Genomic DNA, 23,620 nt, shown 5'->3' with positions numbered 1-23,620 from the left:
CATTAAACTTGTCAAAACACTAAGTTTACTTAAAAATTCGCATCATGCCACTAAAAAAGCGACTTTTCCCTTGGACAAAAAGTGCTGATATTCCGCTATTTACTTAAAGAAACCGTAAAGTCACAATTGGCTGTGTTTCTTGTCATTATGGCCATTTTCCTCACACGTAATTTCGTGCGGGTATTGGCAGACGCCTCCGACGGCGAAATTCCTGCCAGTTTAGTGCTAGGCTTTTTGGCCTTGAGCACCCCTTATTTGGCATCTTTAATCTTACCCTTGAGCTTATTCCTCGGAGTGATGTTAGCCCATGGACGCATGTACGTAGACAGTGAAATGTCGGTGATGCGAGCCTGTGGCATCAGCGAATGGTATATCACTAGAGTGATGTTGGTGCTGTCGGTATTGATGATGGTAGTGACCGCCACTTTAACCTTGTGGTTGGCTCCCTTGTCCGTTGAAAGTGAATATCAATTGCAAGAAAAAGCCGGTGCCGAAAGTGGTTTGACTGCGTTAATCGCTGGTCGCTTTCAAGAAACGGCCAATCGTAAGGCGGTGATATTTGTCCATGAAATAGATTCAGATAATGCTTCATTGAACAAAGTGTTTCTTGCACAGCACGACAAACGCGACGAACAAGAGGTGCATATTGTCTATTCTCAAAAGGGTAAAGTCAGTTTGGATGACGAAGGCTCACAGCAATTAATTTTGCAACAAGGGGTTCAATATGAAGGTAAACGGGGCAAAAGGGATTACCGAGTTGTTGAATTCGATCAGTACCAAATTGAAATTTCAGAACGGGAAGCCGAACAAAAGCGCCGTAAAATGACCGCCATCCCGACTATGGATCTATTGGAGGATGACAGTATTGAAGCGATTGCTGAATTACAATGGCGGATTGCAATCCCGTTGTCTTTGCCTTTCCTTATTTTAATTGCTGTTCCATTGAGTTCAGTAGACCCACGGCAAGGCCGATTTGGCAAAATGTTCCCTGCATTATTACTTTATCTTGGATACTTTATGTTATTGATGGCAGGCAGAAAAGTATTAGAGGATGGTAAAATCCCCCCTGCTTTTGGATTATGGTGGGTGCATGCTGTGGTGTTGCTAATTGGAGTAACATTAGTGGTCAAAGGTCGTCCGATTGGAGTGCGGTTTAGAGCCGCGTTTGGCAGAGGGTAGGCATGTTTCGTATTCTAGATATTTATATTGCTCGCACCTTGCTTGGCACCACGGCGATTAGTTTGTCTGTACTTGTAGGTTTAAGCGCTCTGATTAAATTCGTAGAGCAAATGAAAAGCGTCGGCCGTGGCAGTTACGATATGACCGCAGCTGGTATTTATGTGCTGCTCAGTTTACCCCGCGAGTTAGAGCAGTTCTTTCCAATGGCCACCTTATTGGGCGGTTTGATCGGATTGGGTATTCTGGCAAGCAATTCTGAGTTGGTGATCATGCAATCGGCCGGGTTATCACGTTGGAATATCACAGTATCGGCAATGAAAACGGCCATTGTGATGGTTTTATTTGTGATGGCAATTGGTGAATGGGTGGCACCTGTTACCGAAGCAAAGGCCAAAGAAATAAGAACCCAGGCTATATCTGGCGGCAGTTTGTTTTCATCTGACAGTCTGGTGTGGGCAAAGGATGGTGATAACTTTGTGAGCATAGGTGAGGTTGTTGACCGCAATAATCTTATCGATATCAATGTCTACGAATTTGATTCAGATTTGAACCTTCGTCAGATTACGAGCGCTGAAAAAGCGGAGTTTGTGGATGACGTTTGGCGCTTAACAAACGTTGATTATACGTTTATTGGCGATAAGAAAATACGTGGACAAAATGTCAAGTTAGGCAGTTGGCAATCAACTCTCACTCCTGACAAATTGAGCGTGGTAAGTGTCAAACCCGAAGCATTATCAATTCAAGGTTTGAATGGTTACGTGCAATATCTAGAAAATAACAGCCAAGATTCGGGGCGTTATAATTTGGCATTGTGGCGTAAAATTTTGCAACCCGTGTCTATTGGCGTAATGTTGTTACTAGCCTTATCCTTTGTGTTTGGCCCGTTGCGCAGTGTGACTATGGGAGCTCGGGTCATTATGGGAGTATTAGCGGGGTTTGCGTTTTTCATTAGTAATGAAACCTTTGGCACCTTCAGCTTAGTCTTTCAACTGCCCCCTTTCCTCGGTGCAATAACGCCAAGTTTAGTTTTTGCTGCAATTGCCGGATTTTTGCTCAAACGCTAACCCCCAAAAATAAATCAAGGGGTAAGATCCCTTTGATTTATTTCAAGTTAAATATATAGCGCAGCATAAATATGCCAGCCATGATGTAAGTAAGGGCCGATATTTGTTTGTATTTGCCCATCCCCAGATTCACCCCAACATAAGTGATAAAGCCCAATGCGATACCTTCGCTTATGCTAAACGTGAGTGGCATTGTGAGTAAGGCTACAGTGGCGGTTGCTAACGAGGGCAAGTCATCAAAATCTAGTTGACGAATAGACTCCATCATAAATATACCTACCATCACTAATGCTGGCGTGGTTGCCATTACGGGCACTACAACCATCAATGGAGTGAAGAACAAGGCTAACACGAAGCAAAGGGCGACAATTACCGCAGTGAGCCCCGTTCTGCCGCCGGCTGACACCCCTGATGCTGATTCTACATATGATGTGACCGGTGATGTACCTAAGGTTGCTCCTACCACACTGGCTGCAGCATCAGCGGTCATGGCGCTGCCCATCTTCGGTAATTCACCATTACTATCAAGTAAGTTGGCTTTGCGAGATACGCCTATTAGGGTACCTATAGTATCGAACATATTCACAAACAGTAGGGCGAATATTAGATCCCAGGTGTGCGCAAAATTTTCTATGGGATACATAATATCCATTGCAAAAAACGTTGATGATATGCTCTCTGGTAACCCAACTATTCCGGCGGGAGTAGGGGTTAATGTACCTTCTCCATGGGGAATGAAGGCGCCAATAATGGCTAAACCAATAACCGATATTAAAATTGCCCCAGTAATATTCTTCGCGACTAATATGATGGTACCGACTATGCCCGCTAATGCCAGTAGGGTCACAGGTTGAGATAAGTCCCCTAAAGACACCAATGTGGCTGGGTTATCGACAATCAAGCCGGCATTTTTCAGTCCGATAAAAGCAATAAATAGTCCGATACCGCACTGCACACCTATCTTTAAGGCATTCGGTATAGAATCGGCAATTTTTTTGCGGATCCCCAATAACGATAACAGTACAAATAAAATCCCATTCCAAAATACAATACCAAGGGCCGCTTCCCAAGGCACCTCTCGAGTAATACAGATAGTAAACGCAAAAAACGCGTTGAGCCCCATGCCCGGTGCCATAGCAATCGGATAATTAGTCATGAATGCCATCAACAAAGTGCCAATACAGGCAGCCAATGCAGTTACCGTAATTAAGCCGGCGACGGGCATACCAGAGGCGGATAAGATGCTTGGATTGACTACTAATACATATGACATAGCGGCAAATGTCGTCAGACCGGCAATGCATTCGGTTTTAAAGTTTGTACCGTGTTGCGACAGACTAAAAAAGCGCTCTAAAAATGTGTTCATTGGATGATGTCTCTAGTTATTATAATTGACCTGATGTCTATCAGCATTTTTTATACTATTAAAATCAAGCGCTTGGTGGATTTTGGCGATAATTTTTCCAATCGTCAAGTAGGGCTTTTACGACTGTGCTACCTACCGTATAGGCTGATTCCAAGGCCGATTGCATGCCAGCAAAGCCCGCCTCACCGCTTTCCATCGCCAGATTTTCGGCGGCACTTAAACCTGTTGGTTGCATAGAGTAATTGCTACCTGTACGCAGCACCATCACTCTGTCTCTATCTACTTTATCTATTCGGTCTAAATACTCTATGGCTTGCATAGTGCCGGTGTCTTCCATACCGGAGCTGACAAAGTTACCCTGACCGTTGGTCCAAAAGGTTGTCCAGTCATTTGCCCATTGATTAAGTCGTTTTCCGTGCCAGAACGTAGACGAGGCAAGCTGATCACCTTTGAGCACAAAAGGTTTTTTCTGCGCATTTGCAAAGTCGCTGTATTTGGCCCGCAATTCTGCCATTGCTGGGTAATCTGTTAATTGAATATTTTTAGTGAGCTGAAAAGCCCATTCCGTTAACGATGGATTCAGTTTATAAACTTCACCGTTAGCGCTGTGCTGGGTGTCTGATGCGTGTTCTGAATCAGAATATGGAGCATTGGCAAAAAGCGGAAAATAACCAGAAGACCACTGTTCTGGAATTTCTCGTGCGTCAATTTGGTGGGCTAAGTCGCCATCTACAATCCATGTTGCCCAAGCGGCAGAACCAATAGATGCATCAGCGGGATCAAAACCCGCTATGCCGGCTACCAACCAATAGGCCTTACTTAAATCAAAGCGAGGATCTAAACCTAGCGCCATTATTGCTGCAGTGGCCTTAGCGGTGCCCATGCCGGTGACAATTCCCATCACGCCAGTGTCAGTATTCATATATATATCGTGATGTGAGTGGGGGAAATCGAATTTGGTTGAGAGTTTTTGGCCGGCCTTCCAAAGTTGGAATTCACCGGGTTTATCCCCTTCATCTTCACCAATTTCAAACATGGTTACCACAACCACTTTTACTTCAATCGCTGTTGGAAGCGTTGTTGAATTAGATTCACTGTTATCGACAGTACAAGCTGTCAACCCTAATATAGCGACACTGAATAATGCGCTGTTAAATAATTTTTGGAGTGTAATGCCGAACATTTGTCGATTCCTGTAAAAAGGGTAAATATGTCGAAACAACATATTTACCCTAATACCAATAAAACAATTAACTCATTTTAACGTTATTTTTAAGATTAAAATTTATAGCTAAATTTCGCTTGGTAATGTCTTGGTAACTCAGGTAGCACAATTTGCGCCCCAAATAGATCTGGGAAATTTGCGCGATAGTATTTTTCATCCGTAAGGTTCTTAATGGATAAACTCGCAGTCCAGGTATCTGCATCGTAAACAACCCCTGCATTGACCAAAGTATAGGCAGGTAATTCAACCGATTTAGAGAAGCTAGAGTAAGTTTCGTCAGCACGAATTACACTCCCGTTTATTGCAAAACCATTCTGGAAATCATAGGTCGCGGTTGCGGTGTAGATGTTTTCTGGAATCCCTTGTTTACGGGCATCTTCTTTACTTGCACCAACATCGATTAAGGTTAAGCCGATGGGATTACCACCAAATACAAGTGATGGGTCAGATAGGCTAGTCAGATCTTCAGCACCCAAGAAACCAAATAATGAACCACCTTCACCATTGTTGTATGCAGTTAGGTTGTATACTTTCATGTTGGTATAACCAGCGGTAACAACTAATTGCTCATTCACAACCCAACGTAATTCAAACTCAGTACCTTTGTTCTCAGTAGTTGCATTGGTAACAATCGCTTGTGCATTAAAATCGGAGCGTTCTTGTTTATAGGAAGATAAAGCAAAATACAAGGTATCATCTAAAAACGAGCCCTTGATACCAATTTCTTTCAATTCAGAAGTATCAAATGCACCGTTATATGAATTGCCATCATCATCAATCAATTGACCATAACCAATCTCAGCACCTTGACCTGCAATCACGGTTGCTTGTTCCGCTATCGTGATGTAGGGAATCAAACCAATTGGCGTTTTATATGAAATACTGGTGTTCCATGAGGTGCCATTGAAACTATCCTCAGCACTAACAACAGGCCCTTTCACCAATAGCTTATCGCCGTGGCTAGTGGTTTCTACATCGATAACGTCATAGCGAAGACCTAACACGATATTCAGGCCGAAATCCCAGGTTAAATCGGTCATCGCAGCAATACCATAATCGATGTAATTACCTTCGTCATAGTTATCGTAATTGTCGTCGATACGTGTGGCTAATTCACGTCTATCTAACGCGGTTGACTCCATGGTTAAATCGCGACGGTTAAAGTACTCATAGGTAAAATCATCACCATGTAAGAACTGAGTGCGTCGAATAGATGGTGACACCTGAAATTGTGCAAGTAGAGAGTCGTTTTCGTATTCAGTTGAAATAATCAATTTGTTTTCGAAAACAGAACTTTCATGGAATTGAGAGAAACCATAGGCATTTTCATTGAGGTTTTCATATGCCTCATAAAACATTTGGTTTTTAATTTCCCAATCATTTTCTGTGTAATAAATAATATCGAAATATAGGGTATCAACAGTGTTAGTTAGGACATCGTCGGCGGCAACTAATACCTGATTACCGCTTAATGTTGTGGTGCCAGGATTATCAAGCTGCATCAATTCAGTGGCGTCGGCATCGGTGAACGATGGTGCAAATGCATAGAAAAAGTTTTCTCCAGCTAGATTTACAGCACCATACTCTTCATGGGAAATAGCTCCTGAACCATCGGTATCAATATTTTTGGCGGTACCCGTTATGTAGGTTCCTGTGTCAATTAAATCTTGGGTTAAGCGGTTCCAACCGGCTACTTGATTTCCATCATAATCATGATGCATTCCACCAAATTCAAGGCGTAAATTATCAGTGATATCAATATTAAACGATGCTTGTAACACGGTTTGATCGGTTGCTGAGTTATCATAGTAGCTGCCAGAATTCTCAACTTCACCATAGAGATAGAAGCCCATTTTTTTATCGCCGATTGACGCTGGGCCACCTAATTCGGCAGTTAGGACACTTTTGTCCCAACTTCCTAATGTGTATGAGAATGCACCTTTATTTTCATCCAAATATTGGCCACCGCTAGCACGGGCAGATTTAGGGTTAAAGTTGAGGTATCCCCCAATTTTAGCTGGTCCGTAAATAGGGGAAGCTGGGCCTCTTACAATATCGATACTGCTTGAGGCACCAATTGGAGTTGGATAGTTTCCAGGATTATCTAATCGTTTAACCCCTCGAAAATATGCTTCACCCGGAGTACCACGTACATCCAAAGAGCCCGCAACACCAAAGAATGATTGGGTATAAGTACCTGGAGCGAAAGCGACTAAATCATCTATGTCGGATACCGCAAAACGCTCGAGTTGTTCATCACTAATCGTGGAGGCTGAACGGGGAGTCTCCAGTATAGATTTTCCAAAACCGAATACTGACTCTACATCTTGACCAGGCAAGCTACCTAAGGAGCCTGTAATAGAGATGCGCTCCACGCTTTCAGTTGCATCTTCTTCAGCTTCTTGTGCATATAAACTCAAAGGCTGCAAAGTCGCAAGACCAATAGCAATTCCCAATGCTACCGGATGAAACTTTTGTTTGTTGTTGTTTTTCATAGTGTGTTTCCTGGCTTGTGTGTAATTCTTATTTGAATAAATTGATTTTGATTTCTGAATCAATTAGTCAAGAGAGTTAGCACAAAAGATGCCAGAGAGTTGACCGAATGGTCAGCTTTTTTGTTGTTTTATAAGGTATTGAAATATAGGGGTATTTATTGGTTTTTTGATGAGGGGGTTATTTTTTTCGCAGGCTGCTTAACGTCTAAGTGCACCACAAAAGGCCTAAAAAATGAGCATTGCACCATACTGAACACTCTGTGAAAAATAGCGCTTGTGAGCCTTAGATCCTTTTATTTACCGATGTCGTTGAATAATCCTAAATAGCAGCAAGAAAAAATTCTGATTGAGTTCATTAGCGATGATTAAGTGCTTAAAGTGATTTCCAAGCACGGTGATGATTTGCATCTTTGCTTAACACCAGCATTTCAGTTCCTGCCAGTCTATCTTGCAAAGATTGTTTATTTTTCACATCAAATAATACTAAAAGTGTTCCCAATCCCCCTAATGAGAAAATAATTCGCATTAAAGCTCGACCGTAGCCCAACGGCTGATCGGTTGTACTAAATAAACGTAATCGCCAAGCACGCATGCCGATGGTTTGTCCACCATTTCGCCAAAACCACAAAAAGAAAACCAAAATCCAGAATCCAACCCAGATTTGCTCGCTGATTCTAAACCACAAGGATTGGTCAGTAAAATCCATGAAATGGGTAAAACCTTGCTTATCAATTATGCCATTTTCAAATAACATCAAGCCAATAACTGAATAAATAAGTCCTGCACACATGCCAATTGCCACGGCAACTAGGATGTCATATACCATGGCTGCTAATCGTTTAAAAAAGCCAGCACGAGGAAAATGTTGGGTAGTTTGGGTCATGTTAACCTAAATGATAATGATGCTATGGGCGCACAAAATTAGTTGGCAAAATTTAAACAAATCAAGCTTATATTGTATTCACAACAACATAAGCCATGCTGATATTAACCGACCAAGTGAGTCAAAGAATAACGATCACGGGTTTCATTGGATTTTTTTCTGACTTCTTCCAATGCTTCGGCTTCAGATATTTCAAATAATGAATTAATTAAACGATGAAAATGGCCGTGCATAGCCGCTCGTGCTTCTTGAGAGTCATGCTTTTTCAGTGCCAAATAGATGCGTCTATGTTCTTCAAGACGATCTTGAACACTACTACTACATACACCTTTATATGCAGCAACAATTTGTGGCTGAGACTCACGTAACGTCCAATAATGTTGTATCGAATAAAGCAAAGCTGTATTGCGAGTTGCAGTAGCAATAATCGAATGAAATTCGCGATCAGCGGCTTCTGGCTCATCGCCATTTTCCATTGCTTTTAACGTTTTCTCTAGTGCTTCGAGTTCTTTATCGGTAATTGATAATGCAGCAAGGGCGGCTGCTTCTCCCTCAACTAAAGCGCGCGCTTGTGTTAATTCAAATGCGCTGATGTTGGGCGTAGATTCGCCTTTAGATGCAGTATCAATGACGTATACACCTGAACTCACTTTTACTTCAACTCTGCCTCTTACTTCTAGCGCAATTATCGCTTCTCGAATAGTAGGGCGACTGACTTCAAAGTTTTCTGCTAATTCTCTTTCTGGTGGAAGGCGACTGCCCACAGGGTAACGGCCAGCGTCAATCTGTGATTCAATTTTACTTACAATCTGCCAAAACATACGACGATTTTTCATTTTCTAAATTTTTCCTGAAACAAAATTTATACAGCAAAGAACAATTAGCCAGAGTCTGCATCTATAATAATGCAAATTGTACGCGTACTTAACTGCAATGCCAATTTGTATAGCCCAACGTGCTAACTGTACTAAGTTGAGCAAGCAACTGAGAAATACATTGGTAAGCAAGATTAAGTTAAGGATCTTACCGTGCAGAGCAATTGATTTAATACAATTTTAAGTGGCTAAATACTTTTTATTTTGTACTAGTCTACACCTTAATCTGTTTACGAATCTTGTTAAGTGTTCAATTTTATTTAGCAATAATAATTCTCAGCAATAATGATTTCAACAAGCCTAGATTTCGTAAACAAATACCTGACCATTTGATTTAGTTGTTTTATTTGGATTTGGTATTTTTGGTTATACCTTTTTTATGTTTTGGTTGACAATGCGGTTTGTTCAGGTAACTTACTCATGCCCGCGTACCCTGCGGAGGCCACCTCGGTGGCCTAATTTCCCTCTCTCTCATTTTAAATCTTTATATTTCAAACCCATCGACATTAATTTGTAATCATAATATTGTAATCATAATATTTGTGGTATGACCAATATTTGTAATTGGTAATGCTATCATTCTGTTTTGGTTAGTTTGTTGTTGGCGGTTTTTATTCAATACGAATCGACAGAAACTGGACATAATTAGCAGATCTTCATGATCTAGGTGTGGTTTTACAAACAAGTGAGCTAAATAATGGTGCAACAAAGTGATAATTCGCAGATATATTCTTCAAAACCTATTGTCATGATTGGGGAATGTATGATGGAGCTAAGTCAATACGGAGATGACAAGTTTCATAAGGGCTTCGCTGGGGATACTTTCAATAGCAGTGTTTATATGAAACGTGCTTTTGAGCAATTAAATGTTAATTTTATGAGTTGCATTGGCAGCGATACTGTAAGCACACAACTGCTCGATATGTTGCAATTAGAAGGCTTAGATAATCGTTTTATCGAAGTAGATGAAAAGCGTATTATGGGTGCTTACATGGTGCAAACAGATGATCAAGGTGAGCGTTCTTTTTTATATTGGCGCAACGACTCTGCGGCTAAATTGTTAATGCAGAACTTGTCAAAAAATGCCGAACAAGCCCTTCAAGATTGCCAATTAATCTTTTTTTCCGGTATCACCTTAGCTATCTTAAATGACAATGATCGTGCTCAGTTACTGCATATGCTTTGTCGTTTGCGTAATAAAGGTGTCAATATTGCATTCGATCCAAATTATCGCCCCGCTTTATGGGAAAACGAAAAAGTCGCCCAAAATGCCATAGGTCAGGGTTTTCAGGTAGCCAATATTTTATTGCCGGGAATGGAAGACTTCGAACTATTTGGGTTGCGACAACGGCAACAAATTGTCAAATTTTTAAATAGTTGTGGCTTTGATGAACTGATTATTAAAGATGGCTCGAAGAGTGTTTTCGGCTATACCTCAGATGCATGTTGTGAAGTGCAAGTTGCCCCTAATCCCGCCGTTATCGATACCACTTCTGCTGGCGATGCTTTTGCTGGTGTTTACCTGGGAGCAAGAATCCTAGGCTTAGATATGAAAAGCGCCATCGAAAAAGCGGCTGCAGTTGCCAAAGAGGTCACTAATCATCGCGGCGCGATTATGCCCCAAGAAAAATTTAAGAACTTCTGGAAAGGTTACAAAGCAGCGTAAAAGACTTTGCTAGACTTAGGTTTATAGGTTGCATTTAGCCTTATCCAAGTACACTATTAGTTATTATGAATTTGGTTAAATGCCCTAGCAAAAATGCCCCCTGATCCTACTAGCAATAAACGTCATGATTTAGTCTTGCGAGACATTAATCGTCTTAAACAAAAAATCACTTTTAATAATGTTCCACCGTTTTACCATGCAGTTTCGACTTCCTTAGGCCTAGCCGAAGGAATGTTTCGTTATGGCTTTGAGAACTCTCTTGATGGATTATTAAATCAGGCTAATTGGAATCCCAAAACCCTTGATGGTAAGGCCGGCCAGCTTGGCTCAGTCGAATTTACGCGAGCTCCTAGGTTGTCTATTTACAAGGTGTTTACCCATCGAGGGTTTGAAATTCATTGCATTCCTTGGATGAAAAACCAAGAAGTTGATAGAGGTTTAATTAATCATCCAGATATGGAATTTAAGCGCTGGATCCCAAGTTCAATGAAAGTGTTGTTTCGCATTGCTCAGTTGCATACTTTTATACAAAGCTACTTTGATGTGGGGGACGAGGCTGATTTGGAGTTAATTAAATACGCGCATAATATTAGTGAAGATTTCATTGATGATTTGCAACACAAGCTGAATGTTGTCAAAGTCCACGGGATTTCAATCAGAGCATTTTTTGACGTAATGCAGAAAAAACACAAAGCAGGCGAAGATTTTTATTTACCTAAAGTGTATGACTTCAGTGAGCAATAAAGATCTTCGTTTGCGATTTTTAATTAGAGACTGCTTGCTGCTTAATTAAACCGACTTAAATTAACCTACTAGTGTCCTTTATGGGAGGCATGTCGTTTCGACAACCAAGTCGATATGGCAACTTCACCCTCGGCTCTGAGCTTAGCCAGTTTCTCGTCCGTCACTGTCTCAAGGGGTTTATTCCGCACACAAATAAGATTTTGATTAAATTGTTGGCAGCTGCCTTTGTGTAGTTGTAGGTTGGCTGACACGTATCCACAAGGGGTTGCTATAGCCTTCTCAGCGCATGCTTGTAATGCTGTATCGTCAATGTGCCCTTGATGAGCAACACTGTTAAAAGCAACTAATCCAACTATCAATACATATTTTTTCATCATTTTATCCTTAAATAATTACTCGCTAACCAAGTACCCTTGTTCACCTTTGAAACAACCGATAAACATATTTTCTCCAGCGCTCGCCGAATGGTAGTGATAGCCTCTAGTGTCATCACTATGACCACGACATTCGTCCAAGTCGTAATCTTCTTCGCCAGACATATTTAGCATTCCATAAATACCGTATCCGTCGATGGCATAACCTAATAAACTGGCGTGATTGTCGTCTTGAAATACCGATTCTGTGCAACCAGTTGAAGCATGATAGTGGTAGCCTTCAAACGGATTGATGTGTCCACCACAATCATCAAACGCAGCGATGGTATTGGCTGCAAGAATAGCGTCAACAGGAGCAGGAGGAGCTAACACCACGCCGTTAACTGTTATTCCCAAATCGTTATTGTTGATACTGTCGGGATTGCTCATTGCAACGGGTTCAACGGGGATTAAAAAGGTTTGAGACACTGCACCACCAAAGTAAGTGAGTGAGCATTCGACACAGTGATTTTGGTATTCTTCTGCAACATTCGGGCGGGCCGCACCTTCGCAAGAAGCTTGCGTATTGGTTACATTGACGTTGCCTGTTTCAGGATCATAAAGTTGCCAATCGGCGCCGTAGAGATTGGCAAGATTGAGAATAAATTCGCCATCAATATCATACACTTCCCCTGAACCGTCAAACCAGATTCCTCCTTCACTGGCATCGGAATAAATAGTAGGAGGACAAAAGGGACCGATGTCCGTTGTGACAGGCTCGCCAGCGATAGTGATCCGGTAGCAAGTCGTTGAGGTTCCACCTGATAAAGTGCAGTTTTCAATGGTAGGGGTTTCAAGTAGCGCACCATCGTGAAACACATCTGGGTCGAAAGTAGATTGGGTTGTCAGCGAACTGTCGTCACTGCTACTTCCATCATCAACAGTGACATCATCTGTTTGGCTGCCATTACATCCGTATAACAATACGCTGCTAATTATCAATGATAGAGCAAAACATGATTTTTTTTGCATTCTAGAGCCTCTACTTTGTACTCAATATTTGAATGAGCGAAAGCATAGCGACGAAATGTGCAGAGACTGTGCAAATAAAGTGTGTTTTTGATTGAAATTTAAAGCCCTTGGAAGATTCGCTGCCCGTATTTATTCGATTTTATAACCAACGCCATAAATTGAATGTAGCAGGGGATTTGCGGATTGACCTATTTGTAATTTAGCTCTTAGATTTTTCATGTGACTATCAATAGTACGTGAGCTAACAATTCGCTCATCCTCATAACAGGTATTCATTAGTTGGTCGCGTGAAAATACCACGCCAGGACGCTTAACTAAGGCCAGTAATAACCTAAATTCCACCGGGGTTAATTCAACGTGAACATCCGCTACTGTGGTCTGGTGACGAGCTAAATCCAGTTGAATATTTTTATAGGTAACTACATTGTCTAAGGAAATCGATTGTTGTTCAAATCGACGCAATATGGCTTGTACTCTTGCTACCACTTCTCGGGCGGAAAAAGGTTTGCAAACATAATCATCGGCTCCAATTCCTAAGCCCATTATTCTATCTATTTCATCTACTCTGGCGGTTAACATCAGAATCGGAACCGTGGAAAATTGACGAATTTCTTTACATAGAGTGTAACCATCTTTAAACGGCAACATGACATCCAGAATAACGAAGTCAGGGGAGTGTTTTTTGACAAACTCGATTACGTTTTTGCCATCGTGTAAAACGGTAGCCTGAAAATCTTCTAGTTGTAAAAACTCAACTAAGATTTGAGCGATCTTGGGCTCATCTTCAACAACCAGAACATGTTTTTGTTGATTCACTTTTCACCCCTTGGTAACGGAAACATTACTTCGATACATAAGCCACCTAGCGAAGATGGTGATGCCTTAATTTGCCCCTGATGGGCTTCTGCAATATTTTTACTAATTGTAAGACCCAGTCCTGCACCGGATTCTCTGCTGGTGCGCGATGAATCTACCCTAAACATGGGTTCAAATAGCTTCTCGCAATAGCTATGTTTAACTGATGGTTTGGAGTCGTTGATGCGTAAGCTAATGTGCTCTTGTTGTACCGATAAAGCTATATCTATCTGCCCAGGCGTATCTGTATATGCAATGGAATTCATTAGCAAGTTCAAGCACAGTTGTTCAATTCGCCTATTATCCATGGTCATCATAATATTGTGTTGAATGTCGGCGGTTATTTTTATCGACTTTGCTCCTGCGTGCTGGCTAACACTTTGAATGCAGCGTTCAACAGTTTCGGATAAGTTTGTCTGAACCATGGAGTACTTCAATGCTCCCACATCCGATAGAGATAGTTGGTACAAATCTTCAACCAGATGATTTAGACGCTCAGTTTCCTGTTCCAGAGATAGTAAATTTTTCAAGTTAAAGGGTCTAACCCCTTCTTTTAATAAATCAATTTCACCGGTTAGCACTGTTAACGGAGTTCTCAATTCGTGAGAAATATCCGCAAAAAGCCGATTTTTGGCAGAGCGGTTTTTATTTAAGGTTTGGCTTAAGTAGGAAACGTTATCCATTAATTCGCCAAGTTCATCTTTGCGATTTGTGGTGAGATTAACAGCGTAATTGCCGCTACTAAGTTGGGAAACACCTTGCATAATTAGTTTGATGGGCTGCAACAATTTACGAGATACCAACAGTGACAGCAAGCCGGCCAAAATTAAACAGACGAGTCCAATAATTAAAAAAGCAGAAAATTGTTTTTGCGCAAATAGGTTTGCTGACTCAGAGGAACCTTCAATGCTTGGCCAGCTTCTAAGTTCGCCCACTTTTATATTATCTATATACAATGGATAGCTAAACGAGTTCTGACTATTATCTGAGTGGTCATCACCTGAAAGTAGCGCGCCATTTACGTCGAATAACCCCGTTGGAGGGCCGGACGTGTTATCCCGCCAGGGCGCGCCTGGATTGGGTTTCTCGTTAGGTCTATTGGCAAGCAGTTGCTGGTGGGGAGGCGGAGCATGTCTTGGCCGCTCTCCACCACCTCTATTATTCATGGGCGGATGTTTTGGCGGAGAATTAAAACGTTTATTGTTGTTGATAAAGTCTTCCAGACCAATCCGTTGAACGTCTTCCCAGCTGTTCTTGGACAATACATATTGCGCCAGTACATCGTTACTTATTTTCTCAAGACGGCTTTGTTCGATACCAGAAACAAATTCCAGAAATCCTTGTTTAAAGCTCCACTGGGCAAGGCTTAAAGAAATCACCAGCATAGTGGTGATAAGGCCCAATAAAATCAAAAATAGTTTAGTTGTCATTTTCATGGCGCAAGTATATCGGGTGAATTTGGCTTGCACTAGTCACAAAAGCTGAAGTAGCGCTTTATTCCACGGTAAATGCACACTTTCTGCACATTCATTTGTTAACCTTTAACCAGTGAAAATAGTCAATTTAACCGTTTACATCTTTTAATTTTGGAGAATTGTATATGCAAAAATCAGTGATGACACTTTTGATTTTGAGTTCCGTTTTAGTCAGCCCATTAACGCTAGCAAAGCCAGATAGAGAAGGGCGAGGTGGTAAGCCTCCGCAAGAAGCAATCGAAGTTTGTGAAGGAAAAAGTGAAGGCGATGAAGTGAGCTTCAGTACGCCCCGTGGTGATACTATTACCGCTACTTGCCAAATCATGCAAGACGAACTTGTAGCTGTGCCGGAAGGGCATGGACAGCGCAGATCTGAAGACAATAACTAATACCGGAGCGAACAATGCAAATTAATAGTCAAAGCAGTTCAATCAATATGTCTGATATCAATATGGATGATACTCAACAAAGACGTCCGCCACCACCGCCACAAGGTGCAGTGCCGCCAGGTCTTGAGTCATCAGTGGCGTCTTTATCATCTGAGCAGCAAGAGCAAGTGACATCCATGTTGAGTTCTTTATCTAAAGATCAGCAAGCGGAATTGAAATCATTTCTGGATAGCAATAAGTCTCAGGCAGATAAGCTAAGTGATGAGGAAAAAGGCAGTCAATTTCTTAACGCGCTTTCTCAAATTAGCGGACAAAAATCCAGTTCTGATAGTTTGTTAACTGTTGATACTTACGCTTAGCAGTAAAAATTCAGTTCATGAGCACATCATTTGTCCGATTATGCCTAATTTATCGACATTTGATGATGTTCATTGCATAAAATACTTGCAAGCAGAAATTGCGAAGATATAATGCCTGCCACTCGTTAGCACAGCGAGTATACCAAACGCTTAATCAAATAGATTAATCGTACGTTGCCAGAGTGGCGGAATTGGTAGACGCAGCGGATTCAAAATCCGCCGCCAGTAATGGTGTGCCGGTTCAAGTCCGGCCTCTGGTACCAAACATTAAACCAACTTTTTAGTTGGTTTTTTTGTGTCTGAAATTTGAGTTAATCTCAACTCGCCGGACTATTCGTGAGGTGAGCTCTTCGAATTAACGCTAGACAAAACCCAATTTGAACCCATCCATGGTGGCTCACCCAGCCATGCCATCCTTGGCGTGTCGTGCGGCTGGGCGCAACTGCGTTGCTAAGGATTCCAGCCTTACCCTCTGGTACCAAACATTAAACCAACTTTTTAGTTGGTTTTTTTGTGTCTGAAATTTGAGGTCGTCCCGTTGTTGTTGATAAGCCCACTTTTGTAGGTGGGTGCTTTAGCCCCGCGGTTGCCGTTTGATGCCATGGCCTAAAGGCCATGCTACAAGTTGGTTTTTTTGTGCCTGAAATTTGAGGTTGCCCCCAGTAATGATGAAGAGCCCACTTTTGTGGGTGGGTGCTTTAGCCCCGCGGTGGTTGATAGGGGCCATGGCCTAAAGGCCATGCTACAAGTTGGTCTTTTTGTGTCTGAAATTTGAGGTTGCCCCCAGTAATGATGAAGAGCCCACTTTTGTAGGCGGGTGCTTTAGCCTCGCGGTTGTCGTTTGATGCCATGGCCTAAAGGCCATGCTACAAGTTGGTTTTTTTGTGCCTGACATTTGAGGTTGCCCCAGTAATGATGAAGAGTCCACTTTTGTGGGCGGGTGCTTTAGCCTCCCGGTTGTCGTTTGATGCCATGGCCTAAAGACCATGCTACATGTTGTTTTTTTTTGTGCCTGACATTTGAGGTTGCCCCCAGTAATGATGAAGAGCCCACTTTTGTAGGTGGGTGCTTTAGCCTCGCGGTTGCCGTTTGATGCCATGGCCTAAAGACCATGCTACATGTTGTTTTTTTTGAGCCTGACATTTGAGGTCGTCCCGTTGTTGTTGATAAGCCCACTTTTGTAGGTGGGTGCTTTAGCCCCGCGCAGTTGCGCGACCTTCCATGGGCCTAAAGGCCATGCTACGGGAAGAATGGCTCTTGTAGGCGGGTGTTTTAACCCCGCGCAGCGACCTTCCATGGCCTAAAGACCATGCTACAGGTGTTTTTTTTGTGCCTGAAATTTGAGGTTGTCAGGTTGTTGTTGATAAGCCCACTTTTGTAGGTGGGTGCTTTAGCCTCGCGGTTGTCGTTTGATGCCATGGCCTAAAGACCATGCTACAAGTTGGTTTTTTTGTGCCTGAAATTTGAGGTTGCCCCCAGTAATGATGAAGAGCCCACTTTTGTAGGCGGGTGCTTTAGCCTCGCGGTTGTCGTTTGATGCCATGGCCTAAAGACCATGCTACATGTTGTTTTTTTTTGTGCCTGACATTTGAGGTTGCCCCAGTAATGATGAAGAGTCCACTTTTGTGGGCGGGTGCTTTAGCCTCCCGGTTGTCGTTTGATGCCATGGCCTAAAGACCATGCTACATGTTGTTTTTTTGTGCCTGACATTTGAGGTTGCCCCCAGTAATGATGAAGAGCCCACTTTTGTAGGTGGGTGCTTTAGCCCCGCGGTTGCCGTTTGATGCTATAGCCTAAAGGCCATGCTGCAGGTGGGGGGCGAGGATGAAGAATATACAACTCAGGTTATCAATTTTTTCTAGTAATATCCTCGATGTTGATAGTCAATAGCTATCACTGGTTTGAGTTAATTTTTATTTAACAAAGGTTAAAATTCACGGTGTTTAATGTATTTTTTAATTTAATTGAGGACACTTTATGAAAAAAAACATTTTGCCTTTTATTGTATTCTCGCCACTTTCAATGCTCTCGTTTGCTTCTAATGCAGCCTCTCCTTTAAATGAGGAAGCGAATAGCACAAAAGTGATGGTTGTAGATCATTATGGTAAACCACCATTCAAGCGTTCATTTGTAGAAGCAAAAAAATACGATGTCGTGCAATTTAAGGCAGAAAGTAGTGAGCAACAGTGTGTAAACAGAATAACTGTGTCAATGCGCAGTAAACCTCCCTATAAACGATCTATAGAGTGTGTCCCAATTGATGATGTTGCTCAATTTGAGCTTACTGGCAATAGGAAATCTGCCAACTTCCGCGGCAGCCCACCCTTCAAACGTCGTTAATATTATCTTATGTAAACAGCGGTCTTTCTCAATGGGACCGTTGTTTTTTCAATTTCGTGAAAGGTTATCTTTACAGAGTCGCAGAACTTGGCGCCTCGTTTTATTAAAGTGAATTCAATTTGTCAGTTGAAATTTAGAACAGATATTTTGACAAAGCTTCGATGTAATAACTAATAATAGTGGGCTCGATGGGGGCAAAAGTAATAAGGTTAGCGATCAAATTAATTGATAGCTAACCTTGTAAAGAATTTTCTAGCTGGCTCTTTTACGAGCGAAACCTAGGCAAAGTACAATTAAAGACATAAGTGCTAAGCTACTAGGTTCGGGTACGTCTGCAGCATCAAAGCTCAAATCGTCCATAGCCCATGCCCAACCATCAGCGGGCTGAAGACCTTCAATTCTTTTAACGCCCGTGGCGGCAAAAGAGACAGGAACATAAGCAGAGAATAATCCTGAGGTAATAGACTGAGTTTCAATCAATAAATCATTCATATCAAATAAGTTAAAGGTAACTGATGAACTACCTAAAGTATCAAGCATTAGAGATATATTCGAAGCACTTGATGCAAATAAAATCTCCACTATATCAGCACGATTTCCTGGACATCCAAGATTTGCATTAGCACAGTTCGTTAATACATTAGGTGAGCTTGGGGCAGTCACGCCGTCTGGATCGGGGGCGGCCGCAATGTCAGCTAAAACGCCATCTTCAAAACCAGCAAAGGTCACACCAAGGCTTTGATATTGATTGGTGATAGGTGTATTAGCCGCAATCGCCACACCATTTGCGTCAGTATCAAAATTGATAATGGTTGCAGTAGCAAAGCTACTGAAAAAGATAAAACTTAAACCAGCTATTAATTTATTCATTTTATATGTTCTCTTTATAAGTGAAGTTATAAATTTAACTATCCAATCTTAACTAAGCATAAAATGAATCACTATTTAAATTATTAAATATCAAATACTTAGATTTTGTTTGTATAGCGAGCTAAGTAATCTGTTAAAAACATTGACACAAATAAGTATTAACACTGATTGATTATGAACGCTTGCCTAATTTACTGAGTTCATCGCCTATTCACCTATTCACCTATAAGTAAAAAGAACATACCAGAATCGTTTCTTCACCTTTATTTTGTTTTTGGGCATCAATTAAATGGTGAAAAACACTAGCATTGTTATGGAGGTTCTAGATTTTATTTCTTGACGGAATATGTTGCATACTTTATTGCACCGTACCTACTTGTTCATAATACTCGGCAACATCTTTCATTTGTTGTTCGGTCAACTCGCTAGCAATTACGTTCATAATGATTGAATGTCTTTTGTTGCTACTGAAGTCTTTAAGTTGTTGTAAAAGATAACCTTTATTTTGACCGGCTAAATTAGGCCAGGTATCGTTAATAGTATTGCCTGTCATTCCATGACATGACAGGCAATTAGCGCGCACGTTTTGTCCATCTAGGTTAATGGATTGGGACTGGGCTTTTTCGAAAGGTAATTTAGAATAATACTGGGCGATTTTCGTCAAATCTTGATCCGAGATATTCGTCAATAGACCCGTCATCAGCACATTTTCTCGGCTCCCCTCTTTGAAGGCTTTTAATTGCGCCAACAGGTAACCTTGTTTTTGCCCCGCTAAATTTGGCCATTCATTGGTCGTCGCCAATCCATTTTCTCCATGGCAAGCAGCACAGCTAGTCGTTAAGGATTCCATATCTTCGGCGGCAAAAGTTTGCGCCGTTAGCAAACTGAAACTGATTAACATTGCTATATTCATACACACATTTTTTAAGGGAATTTTCATCATTATTAGTTCTCAAAAGGTGTTTAATTTGTCGTTGTGATTGAAGTGCTTTTATCTAAAATTTGCTCAAGCAACTTAGCTCTATGATCCACAACTTCCATTAATGGTTCTTGTCGTAATGTTTCGACTTCTTGTTCGGTGTAGGGCACAAAGTCATCTGGAACACTGTCTTTTCCCATGACGGGTATCATCCAGTTCATCAATTCCGCAAGCTCCTTATTGTCCAACGCACTATTGGCTGCGCCGGGCACTTTAATCAGGTATTCACGTCCTTCGGCACTATTTAAAAATATCCCAACTGCGCCATTCATATTGGGCACATCTTTTCCTCCGCTGCCATCACCGACGTGACAGCCTTGGCATAACATTTGGTAGTTAAACAATGCTCTAGCTTCATTAACGGCCTCTTCGGCATTGCAAGTAAAGCCAAATAAACAACAAAACCACAGCAGACGACTAAGATGTTTTTTCATCTACATTTACTTATCAAACGCGATACCAACCACGATTGCGGTTGAACAGTGATACACAGAACTGCTAGCACCTAAACACCAGTTCACGTCGTTAGATTTGTCTGAACGATATAATGGGCGGTCGCCTTCGTCTCGTTGACATAAGCAGGTATTGCACTGAGTTTTGCCACAGCAATCGTTGTAAGAAATCACATAATTACGGCCATCCACAGGGTTAGTACAAGTGCCAATCCAGGTAATAGGTGACATTTCAGTACCAGGAGGGCAAGAATTAGTCGAGCCGCCACAACATTCACACAAAAATCCGTCTACAGCACAATAGCGCCAATAGTCACAGCTACCAGGATCGCCGACTTCTTGCGGGAGTCCTTTTGGTTCGGCTGCTCTGGCAACGGGAAGCAATGGAATAGCACTTGCACCTACTAAAGTCGCTCCAAGCTTTTTTAGCAATCCTCGTCTTCCGTTGGTTTGTGCTAACTCACGTGCCTTTTTTTCAAACATTCGGTCTAAAAATTTCATTTTATTTAACCTCCACAAACTGTTCTTCGGCTTGTTGGCCTTGCATGAAATCTTGGATTGACGCTATTTTTCGCTCTTTAGCTTCAAATAAGCTATCTAAATGCTCTCTGGAATTGATGATCCCCATAGATGCAACATTGCCCAATTCATCGATAACCACCGCATAGGGTAGTTTAGCTACACCGTAAGATTTCCCTAACAACTCAGACACTATGTAGGGGTAATCAGAAAGTCCATATTGCTTCACAAAACCGGCGTGGTCTTGTTGCTTACCATCACTGGCCAAAATAAGATCTATCCACGATTTTTCTGATTTAGCGGCAGATTTCAGTGCGGGTAACAAGCTCTTACATACAGGGCAGTCTGGAGATACAAAAAATAATAATTGCGATTTATACGATGGTGACTTTCCACCAACATCCACAAGCGCAGAGGATAAGGTTTGCAGGCTTAAATTAGGCGCGGGTGCACCTACTTCCAGAGTTTGATTGATCGCTAGTGCACCTGCTGGAGCCACGCGCTCAAACAGCACTCCTACTTGTCGGATCAAAGCAAATATTACAATCGATTGTAGAATAACAATTATCCACAACACACTATTTGAAACAGTAATAAAGTCCATTAGTTGGTCCTCAATATAGAAATTTTTTGCGCATTAGCGATTAAGTTCTCAACGCAAGAATAAGTTAAAATTAGAAACGCCCCCGTCATTAGCACGGCGAACCAGAGTGATGATGCAAATCCAGCTGTTGGCAAAGTACAAATTAATACTAATGGAACTAAAACTGCGTTCCTTAAGATTAAAGGCCAACTGACTTTTATGTGAGAATTTGGACCGCTGCATCCACAGTTGATATCTCGTTTTCCCTGAATAAGCTGGATGGCCATGCCTGTTAGATAAATACTCAACAGCAACGCGGCAATAATTGAAGCGTTTGTACGGGTCGCTTCAAATATAAGCGCAACCGCAATTATTAGTTCTAGCGCGCCCAAGACGTAACTCAATGCAGATGCTAGCTTTGGTTTAGTTACACCATAGTCAGCAAAGAGTTGTTTGTAATATTCGCGATTACTTGCTTGTAATTTATGGATGGCTGCTCGCACAAATAGCCACATAAAAAACAATGCGATAGCGTCAGATAAAAAGTTAAAAACATTCATTAATAAGCCTTATGAATGATGATTGGTGTGATGTTTCCAAAGTCACTAATGGTTTTAACTAGTTCGCCTGTTTTGGGATTAATGATGTCTAGATTCATTTCTCCGTTTGTCACTACCAATAAAGGATCTTTACCTCGAGTTACGGCAACGGATACCGCCCAGTTAGGTGCATCGATTGCAGCAATACGCGATTGAGTTTTAACATCAAATACCCATATTTGCTCGCCGCCATGGGTTTGTGAGCCATCGAATCCGTTAGGATTCATTACCACATACATTAAGCCTTGTTCATCAGTGTCGGCAATGGCCAATCCCCCTGGTCTCCAACCTGCTGCTTTTTCTTGCTCAGTAACAAGGCTCCACTTTCCTTTGTAAGTAGCTACTTCGGCAGATAAATCGATTGCGTGAATTTCGCCTTCGAAACTAGGGAAGTAGGCGATATTATCGATATATGCGGGGCGTTCAAAAATAGGTGTTTTATCGGTATCAAAAAATGGAGCGACTCGTTGTTGAGAAGACTTTAGGCCATTTTCATCTAAGATTGTGGTCAGCAAACTGCCATTGCTGCATATTGATGTCACGCTATATTTTCCAGTGGGGAAGGGCAAAACACAGCCTGGAGTTCCTACTGTTCCAACAACCTCGTGGGTGTCTAAATTAACCACTGTGAAAGATGCTGCAGGGCTAAAATTAGCGATATATAGAAATTTCTCGTCGGCCGACAGTGTAACAGCATCTCGTCTTGGCAGAGACTGCAGTCGAGTATGTTCTAAAGTGATTTCTTTGATTGGTGTTAGGGTCACTTTGTCATATATAGCGAGCACATCTATCTTCGGGCCTCGACTACCGCGAGAGTGAAAAGACTCTACAATGTAGAATTCAGGTCGTGTTTTTGCAGCAGCAAAATTACCTAATAAATTTTTATCTGCTGTTCCTTTTATTCGTTTGGATTGTTTCGGCTCATTTATGTCTAAAATGATGACTTTGCCGCCGAACATACTGGTAAAACTTGATTCGTCTACAAACATCCAGCTTTCAGGGTACTTGGCTGGCAAAACTTCGATTTTACCGGTTTTTTCGATTGGTAACGGAGGTAAACTGGGGTCTACTTTTATAGTGCTTGTGGCACTGTCTTGCGTCGCATTTGAGTTGACCATTGGTTCTTCTTGCGTCATATCTGAACTAGTTGTACAACCAGTCACAAATACTGAAATTACGACGCTATTTAGTAGTATTTTGGAGAGCTTTATGTTCATAAACATATTGTTTTAATCCTAACCGCAGCTATGTTTTATTTATTTGCGATTTAACGGGTGAACCGATCTTGTTTTGAAGTTATCAAACATCACCCGTTAAT

Annotated in this window: 23 protein-coding genes and 1 tRNA gene; 8 read left to right on the top strand and 16 right to left on the bottom strand. The window is 41.7% G+C overall.

Annotation, left to right across the window (positions count from 1 at the left end; translation table 11 throughout):
* Positions 1-81: 81 nt before the first annotated feature.
* Both lptF and lptG read left to right on the top strand, forming a co-directional pair.
* Positions 82-1,179, top strand: a complete 1,098-nt coding sequence (lptF, locus tag VUI23_RS17075; RefSeq protein WP_216048769.1) for an LPS export ABC transporter permease LptF — start codon at positions 82-84, stop codon at positions 1,177-1,179.
* 2 nt (positions 1,180-1,181) lie between these two features.
* Positions 1,182-2,243: an LPS export ABC transporter permease LptG gene (gene lptG / locus VUI23_RS17070; RefSeq protein ID WP_216048768.1), complete on the top strand. Its 1,062-nt coding sequence runs from the start codon at positions 1,182-1,184 to the stop codon at positions 2,241-2,243.
* Between the two features lie 37 nt (positions 2,244-2,280).
* On the opposite strand, the gene VUI23_RS17065 is transcribed toward lptG, so the two are convergent.
* The 5 genes from VUI23_RS17065 to VUI23_RS17045 form a co-directional block, all read right to left on the bottom strand.
* A complete protein-coding gene (locus VUI23_RS17065) occupies positions 2,281-3,609 on the bottom strand; it encodes an NCS2 family permease (RefSeq protein ID WP_216048767.1) in 1,329 nt (442 codons plus the stop codon).
* A gap of 64 nt (positions 3,610-3,673) precedes the next feature.
* A complete protein-coding gene (locus tag VUI23_RS17060; RefSeq protein ID WP_216048766.1) occupies positions 3,674-4,792 on the bottom strand; it encodes a purine nucleoside permease in 1,119 nt (372 codons plus the stop codon).
* A 95-nt stretch (positions 4,793-4,887) separates the two neighbouring features.
* Entirely contained in the window at positions 4,888-7,329 is a 2,442-nt protein-coding gene (locus VUI23_RS17055) for a TonB-dependent receptor (RefSeq protein WP_342805130.1), read from the bottom strand.
* A gap of 373 nt (positions 7,330-7,702) precedes the next feature.
* Complete coding sequence (locus VUI23_RS17050) at positions 7,703-8,212, bottom strand: RDD family protein (RefSeq protein WP_216048764.1); 510 nt, start codon at positions 8,210-8,212, stop codon at positions 7,703-7,705.
* A gap of 104 nt (positions 8,213-8,316) precedes the next feature.
* Positions 8,317-9,048, bottom strand: coding sequence for a FadR/GntR family transcriptional regulator (locus VUI23_RS17045; protein WP_216048763.1), 732 nt, complete (start codon positions 9,046-9,048; stop codon positions 8,317-8,319).
* A gap of 736 nt (positions 9,049-9,784) precedes the next feature.
* Between VUI23_RS17045 and VUI23_RS17040 the strand changes: the two genes are divergently transcribed.
* The gene (locus tag VUI23_RS17040) at positions 9,785-10,753 is read left to right on the top strand and encodes a sugar kinase (RefSeq protein ID WP_342805127.1); all 969 of its coding nucleotides are present in this window, start codon (positions 9,785-9,787) and stop codon (positions 10,751-10,753) included.
* A gap of 93 nt (positions 10,754-10,846) precedes the next feature.
* The gene (locus tag VUI23_RS17035) at positions 10,847-11,497 is read left to right on the top strand and encodes a hypothetical protein (protein WP_342805125.1); all 651 of its coding nucleotides are present in this window, start codon (positions 10,847-10,849) and stop codon (positions 11,495-11,497) included.
* A 68-nt stretch (positions 11,498-11,565) separates the two neighbouring features.
* Here VUI23_RS17035 and VUI23_RS17030 read toward each other — a convergent pair whose 3' ends face one another.
* The 4 genes from VUI23_RS17030 to VUI23_RS17015 form a co-directional block, all read right to left on the bottom strand.
* A complete protein-coding gene (locus VUI23_RS17030) occupies positions 11,566-11,874 on the bottom strand; it encodes a hypothetical protein (protein ID WP_342805123.1) in 309 nt (102 codons plus the stop codon).
* Between the two features lie 15 nt (positions 11,875-11,889).
* Positions 11,890-12,882 (bottom strand): YHYH protein, encoded by a 993-nt coding sequence (locus tag VUI23_RS17025; RefSeq protein WP_216048759.1) that lies wholly within the window; start codon positions 12,880-12,882, stop codon positions 11,890-11,892.
* 129 nt (positions 12,883-13,011) lie between these two features.
* Complete coding sequence (locus VUI23_RS17020; RefSeq protein WP_342805121.1) at positions 13,012-13,698, bottom strand: response regulator; 687 nt, start codon at positions 13,696-13,698, stop codon at positions 13,012-13,014.
* Positions 13,695-15,167 carry an ATP-binding protein gene (locus VUI23_RS17015; protein WP_342805119.1) on the bottom strand — a complete coding sequence of 491 codons (1,473 nt, stop codon included), beginning with the start codon at positions 15,165-15,167 and terminating at the stop codon, positions 13,695-13,697. Before VUI23_RS17015 ends, VUI23_RS17020 begins: the two co-directional genes overlap by 4 nt.
* 170 nt (positions 15,168-15,337) lie before the next feature.
* Here VUI23_RS17015 and VUI23_RS17010 point away from each other — a divergent pair, with 170 nt between their 5' ends.
* From VUI23_RS17010 to VUI23_RS16995, 4 genes are all read left to right on the top strand, one after another.
* Complete coding sequence (locus tag VUI23_RS17010) at positions 15,338-15,601, top strand: hypothetical protein (protein WP_342805117.1); 264 nt, start codon at positions 15,338-15,340, stop codon at positions 15,599-15,601.
* A 14-nt stretch (positions 15,602-15,615) separates the two neighbouring features.
* Positions 15,616-15,960, top strand: a complete 345-nt coding sequence (locus VUI23_RS17005) for a hypothetical protein (protein WP_216048755.1) — start codon at positions 15,616-15,618, stop codon at positions 15,958-15,960.
* Positions 15,961-16,136: 176 nt separating this feature from the next.
* Positions 16,137-16,223 (top strand) — tRNA-Leu (locus tag VUI23_RS17000).
* Between the two features lie 1,714 nt (positions 16,224-17,937).
* Positions 17,938-18,300, top strand: a complete 363-nt coding sequence (locus VUI23_RS16995) for a hypothetical protein (protein ID WP_342805115.1) — start codon at positions 17,938-17,940, stop codon at positions 18,298-18,300.
* Positions 18,301-18,552: 252 nt separating this feature from the next.
* Here VUI23_RS16995 and VUI23_RS16990 read toward each other — a convergent pair whose 3' ends face one another.
* From VUI23_RS16990 to VUI23_RS16960, 7 genes are all read right to left on the bottom strand, one after another.
* Positions 18,553-19,170, bottom strand: coding sequence for a PEP-CTERM sorting domain-containing protein (locus VUI23_RS16990; protein ID WP_342805113.1), 618 nt, complete (start codon positions 19,168-19,170; stop codon positions 18,553-18,555).
* Between the two features lie 358 nt (positions 19,171-19,528).
* A complete protein-coding gene (locus VUI23_RS16985) occupies positions 19,529-20,113 on the bottom strand; it encodes a c-type cytochrome (protein WP_342805111.1) in 585 nt (194 codons plus the stop codon).
* A gap of 20 nt (positions 20,114-20,133) precedes the next feature.
* Entirely contained in the window at positions 20,134-20,583 is a 450-nt protein-coding gene (locus tag VUI23_RS16980; protein WP_342805109.1) for a cytochrome C, read from the bottom strand.
* Between the two features lie 6 nt (positions 20,584-20,589).
* Entirely contained in the window at positions 20,590-21,102 is a 513-nt protein-coding gene (locus VUI23_RS16975) for a methylamine dehydrogenase light chain (protein WP_216049550.1), read from the bottom strand.
* A 1-nt stretch (position 21,103) separates the two neighbouring features.
* Positions 21,104-21,724: a redoxin domain-containing protein gene (locus tag VUI23_RS16970; RefSeq protein WP_342805107.1), complete on the bottom strand. Its 621-nt coding sequence runs from the start codon at positions 21,722-21,724 to the stop codon at positions 21,104-21,106.
* On the bottom strand, positions 21,724-22,263 hold the full coding sequence (locus VUI23_RS16965; protein ID WP_342805105.1) for a MauE/DoxX family redox-associated membrane protein: 540 nt from the start codon (positions 22,261-22,263) through the stop codon (positions 21,724-21,726). Before VUI23_RS16965 ends, VUI23_RS16970 begins: the two co-directional genes overlap by 1 nt.
* Positions 22,263-23,525, bottom strand: coding sequence for an amine dehydrogenase large subunit (locus VUI23_RS16960; protein ID WP_342805103.1), 1,263 nt, complete (start codon positions 23,523-23,525; stop codon positions 22,263-22,265). The genes VUI23_RS16965 and VUI23_RS16960 overlap by 1 nt, the downstream gene beginning before the upstream one ends.
* Between the last annotated feature and the right edge of the window lie 95 nt (positions 23,526-23,620).

Origin of the sequence: Alteromonas sp. M12, from assembly GCF_037478005.1 — a bacterium.
GTDB classification, from domain to species: domain Bacteria; phylum Pseudomonadota; class Gammaproteobacteria; order Enterobacterales; family Alteromonadaceae; genus Aliiglaciecola; species Aliiglaciecola lipolytica_A.
The sequence above is the reverse complement of the archived record's forward strand: the minus strand, read 5'-3'. Positions and strand labels throughout refer to the sequence as shown.

Coding starts and splice junctions, on each gene's coding strand:
- VUI23_RS16990 (WP_342805113.1), bottom strand. CDS start 19,170: ATGAATAAATTAATAGCTGGTTTAAGTTTTATCTTTTTCAGTAGCTTT.
- VUI23_RS17065 (WP_216048767.1), bottom strand. CDS start 3,609: ATGAACACATTTTTAGAGCGCTTTTTTAGTCTGTCGCAACACGGTACA.
- VUI23_RS17010 (WP_342805117.1), top strand. CDS start 15,338: ATGCAAAAATCAGTGATGACACTTTTGATTTTGAGTTCCGTTTTAGTC.
- VUI23_RS16995 (WP_342805115.1), top strand. CDS start 17,938: ATGAAAAAAAACATTTTGCCTTTTATTGTATTCTCGCCACTTTCAATG.
- VUI23_RS17035 (WP_342805125.1), top strand. CDS start 10,847: ATGCCCCCTGATCCTACTAGCAATAAACGTCATGATTTAGTCTTGCGA.
- VUI23_RS16975 (WP_216049550.1), bottom strand. CDS start 21,102: ATGAAATTTTTAGACCGAATGTTTGAAAAAAAGGCACGTGAGTTAGCA.
- VUI23_RS17050 (WP_216048764.1), bottom strand. CDS start 8,212: ATGACCCAAACTACCCAACATTTTCCTCGTGCTGGCTTTTTTAAACGA.
- VUI23_RS16980 (WP_342805109.1), bottom strand. CDS start 20,583: ATGAAAAAACATCTTAGTCGTCTGCTGTGGTTTTGTTGTTTATTTGGC.
- VUI23_RS17060 (WP_216048766.1), bottom strand. CDS start 4,792: ATGTTCGGCATTACACTCCAAAAATTATTTAACAGCGCATTATTCAGT.
- VUI23_RS17040 (WP_342805127.1), top strand. CDS start 9,785: ATGGTGCAACAAAGTGATAATTCGCAGATATATTCTTCAAAACCTATT.
- VUI23_RS16965 (WP_342805105.1), bottom strand. CDS start 22,263: ATGAATGTTTTTAACTTTTTATCTGACGCTATCGCATTGTTTTTTATG.
- VUI23_RS17055 (WP_342805130.1), bottom strand. CDS start 7,329: ATGAAAAACAACAACAAACAAAAGTTTCATCCGGTAGCATTGGGAATT.
- VUI23_RS17025 (WP_216048759.1), bottom strand. CDS start 12,882: ATGCAAAAAAAATCATGTTTTGCTCTATCATTGATAATTAGCAGCGTA.
- VUI23_RS17015 (WP_342805119.1), bottom strand. CDS start 15,167: ATGACAACTAAACTATTTTTGATTTTATTGGGCCTTATCACCACTATG.
- VUI23_RS17030 (WP_342805123.1), bottom strand. CDS start 11,874: ATGATGAAAAAATATGTATTGATAGTTGGATTAGTTGCTTTTAACAGT.
- VUI23_RS16985 (WP_342805111.1), bottom strand. CDS start 20,113: ATGATGAAAATTCCCTTAAAAAATGTGTGTATGAATATAGCAATGTTA.
- VUI23_RS17045 (WP_216048763.1), bottom strand. CDS start 9,048: ATGAAAAATCGTCGTATGTTTTGGCAGATTGTAAGTAAAATTGAATCA.
- VUI23_RS16970 (WP_342805107.1), bottom strand. CDS start 21,724: ATGGACTTTATTACTGTTTCAAATAGTGTGTTGTGGATAATTGTTATT.
- lptG (WP_216048768.1), top strand. CDS start 1,182: ATGTTTCGTATTCTAGATATTTATATTGCTCGCACCTTGCTTGGCACC.
- VUI23_RS17005 (WP_216048755.1), top strand. CDS start 15,616: ATGCAAATTAATAGTCAAAGCAGTTCAATCAATATGTCTGATATCAAT.
- VUI23_RS16960 (WP_342805103.1), bottom strand. CDS start 23,525: ATGTTTATGAACATAAAGCTCTCCAAAATACTACTAAATAGCGTCGTA.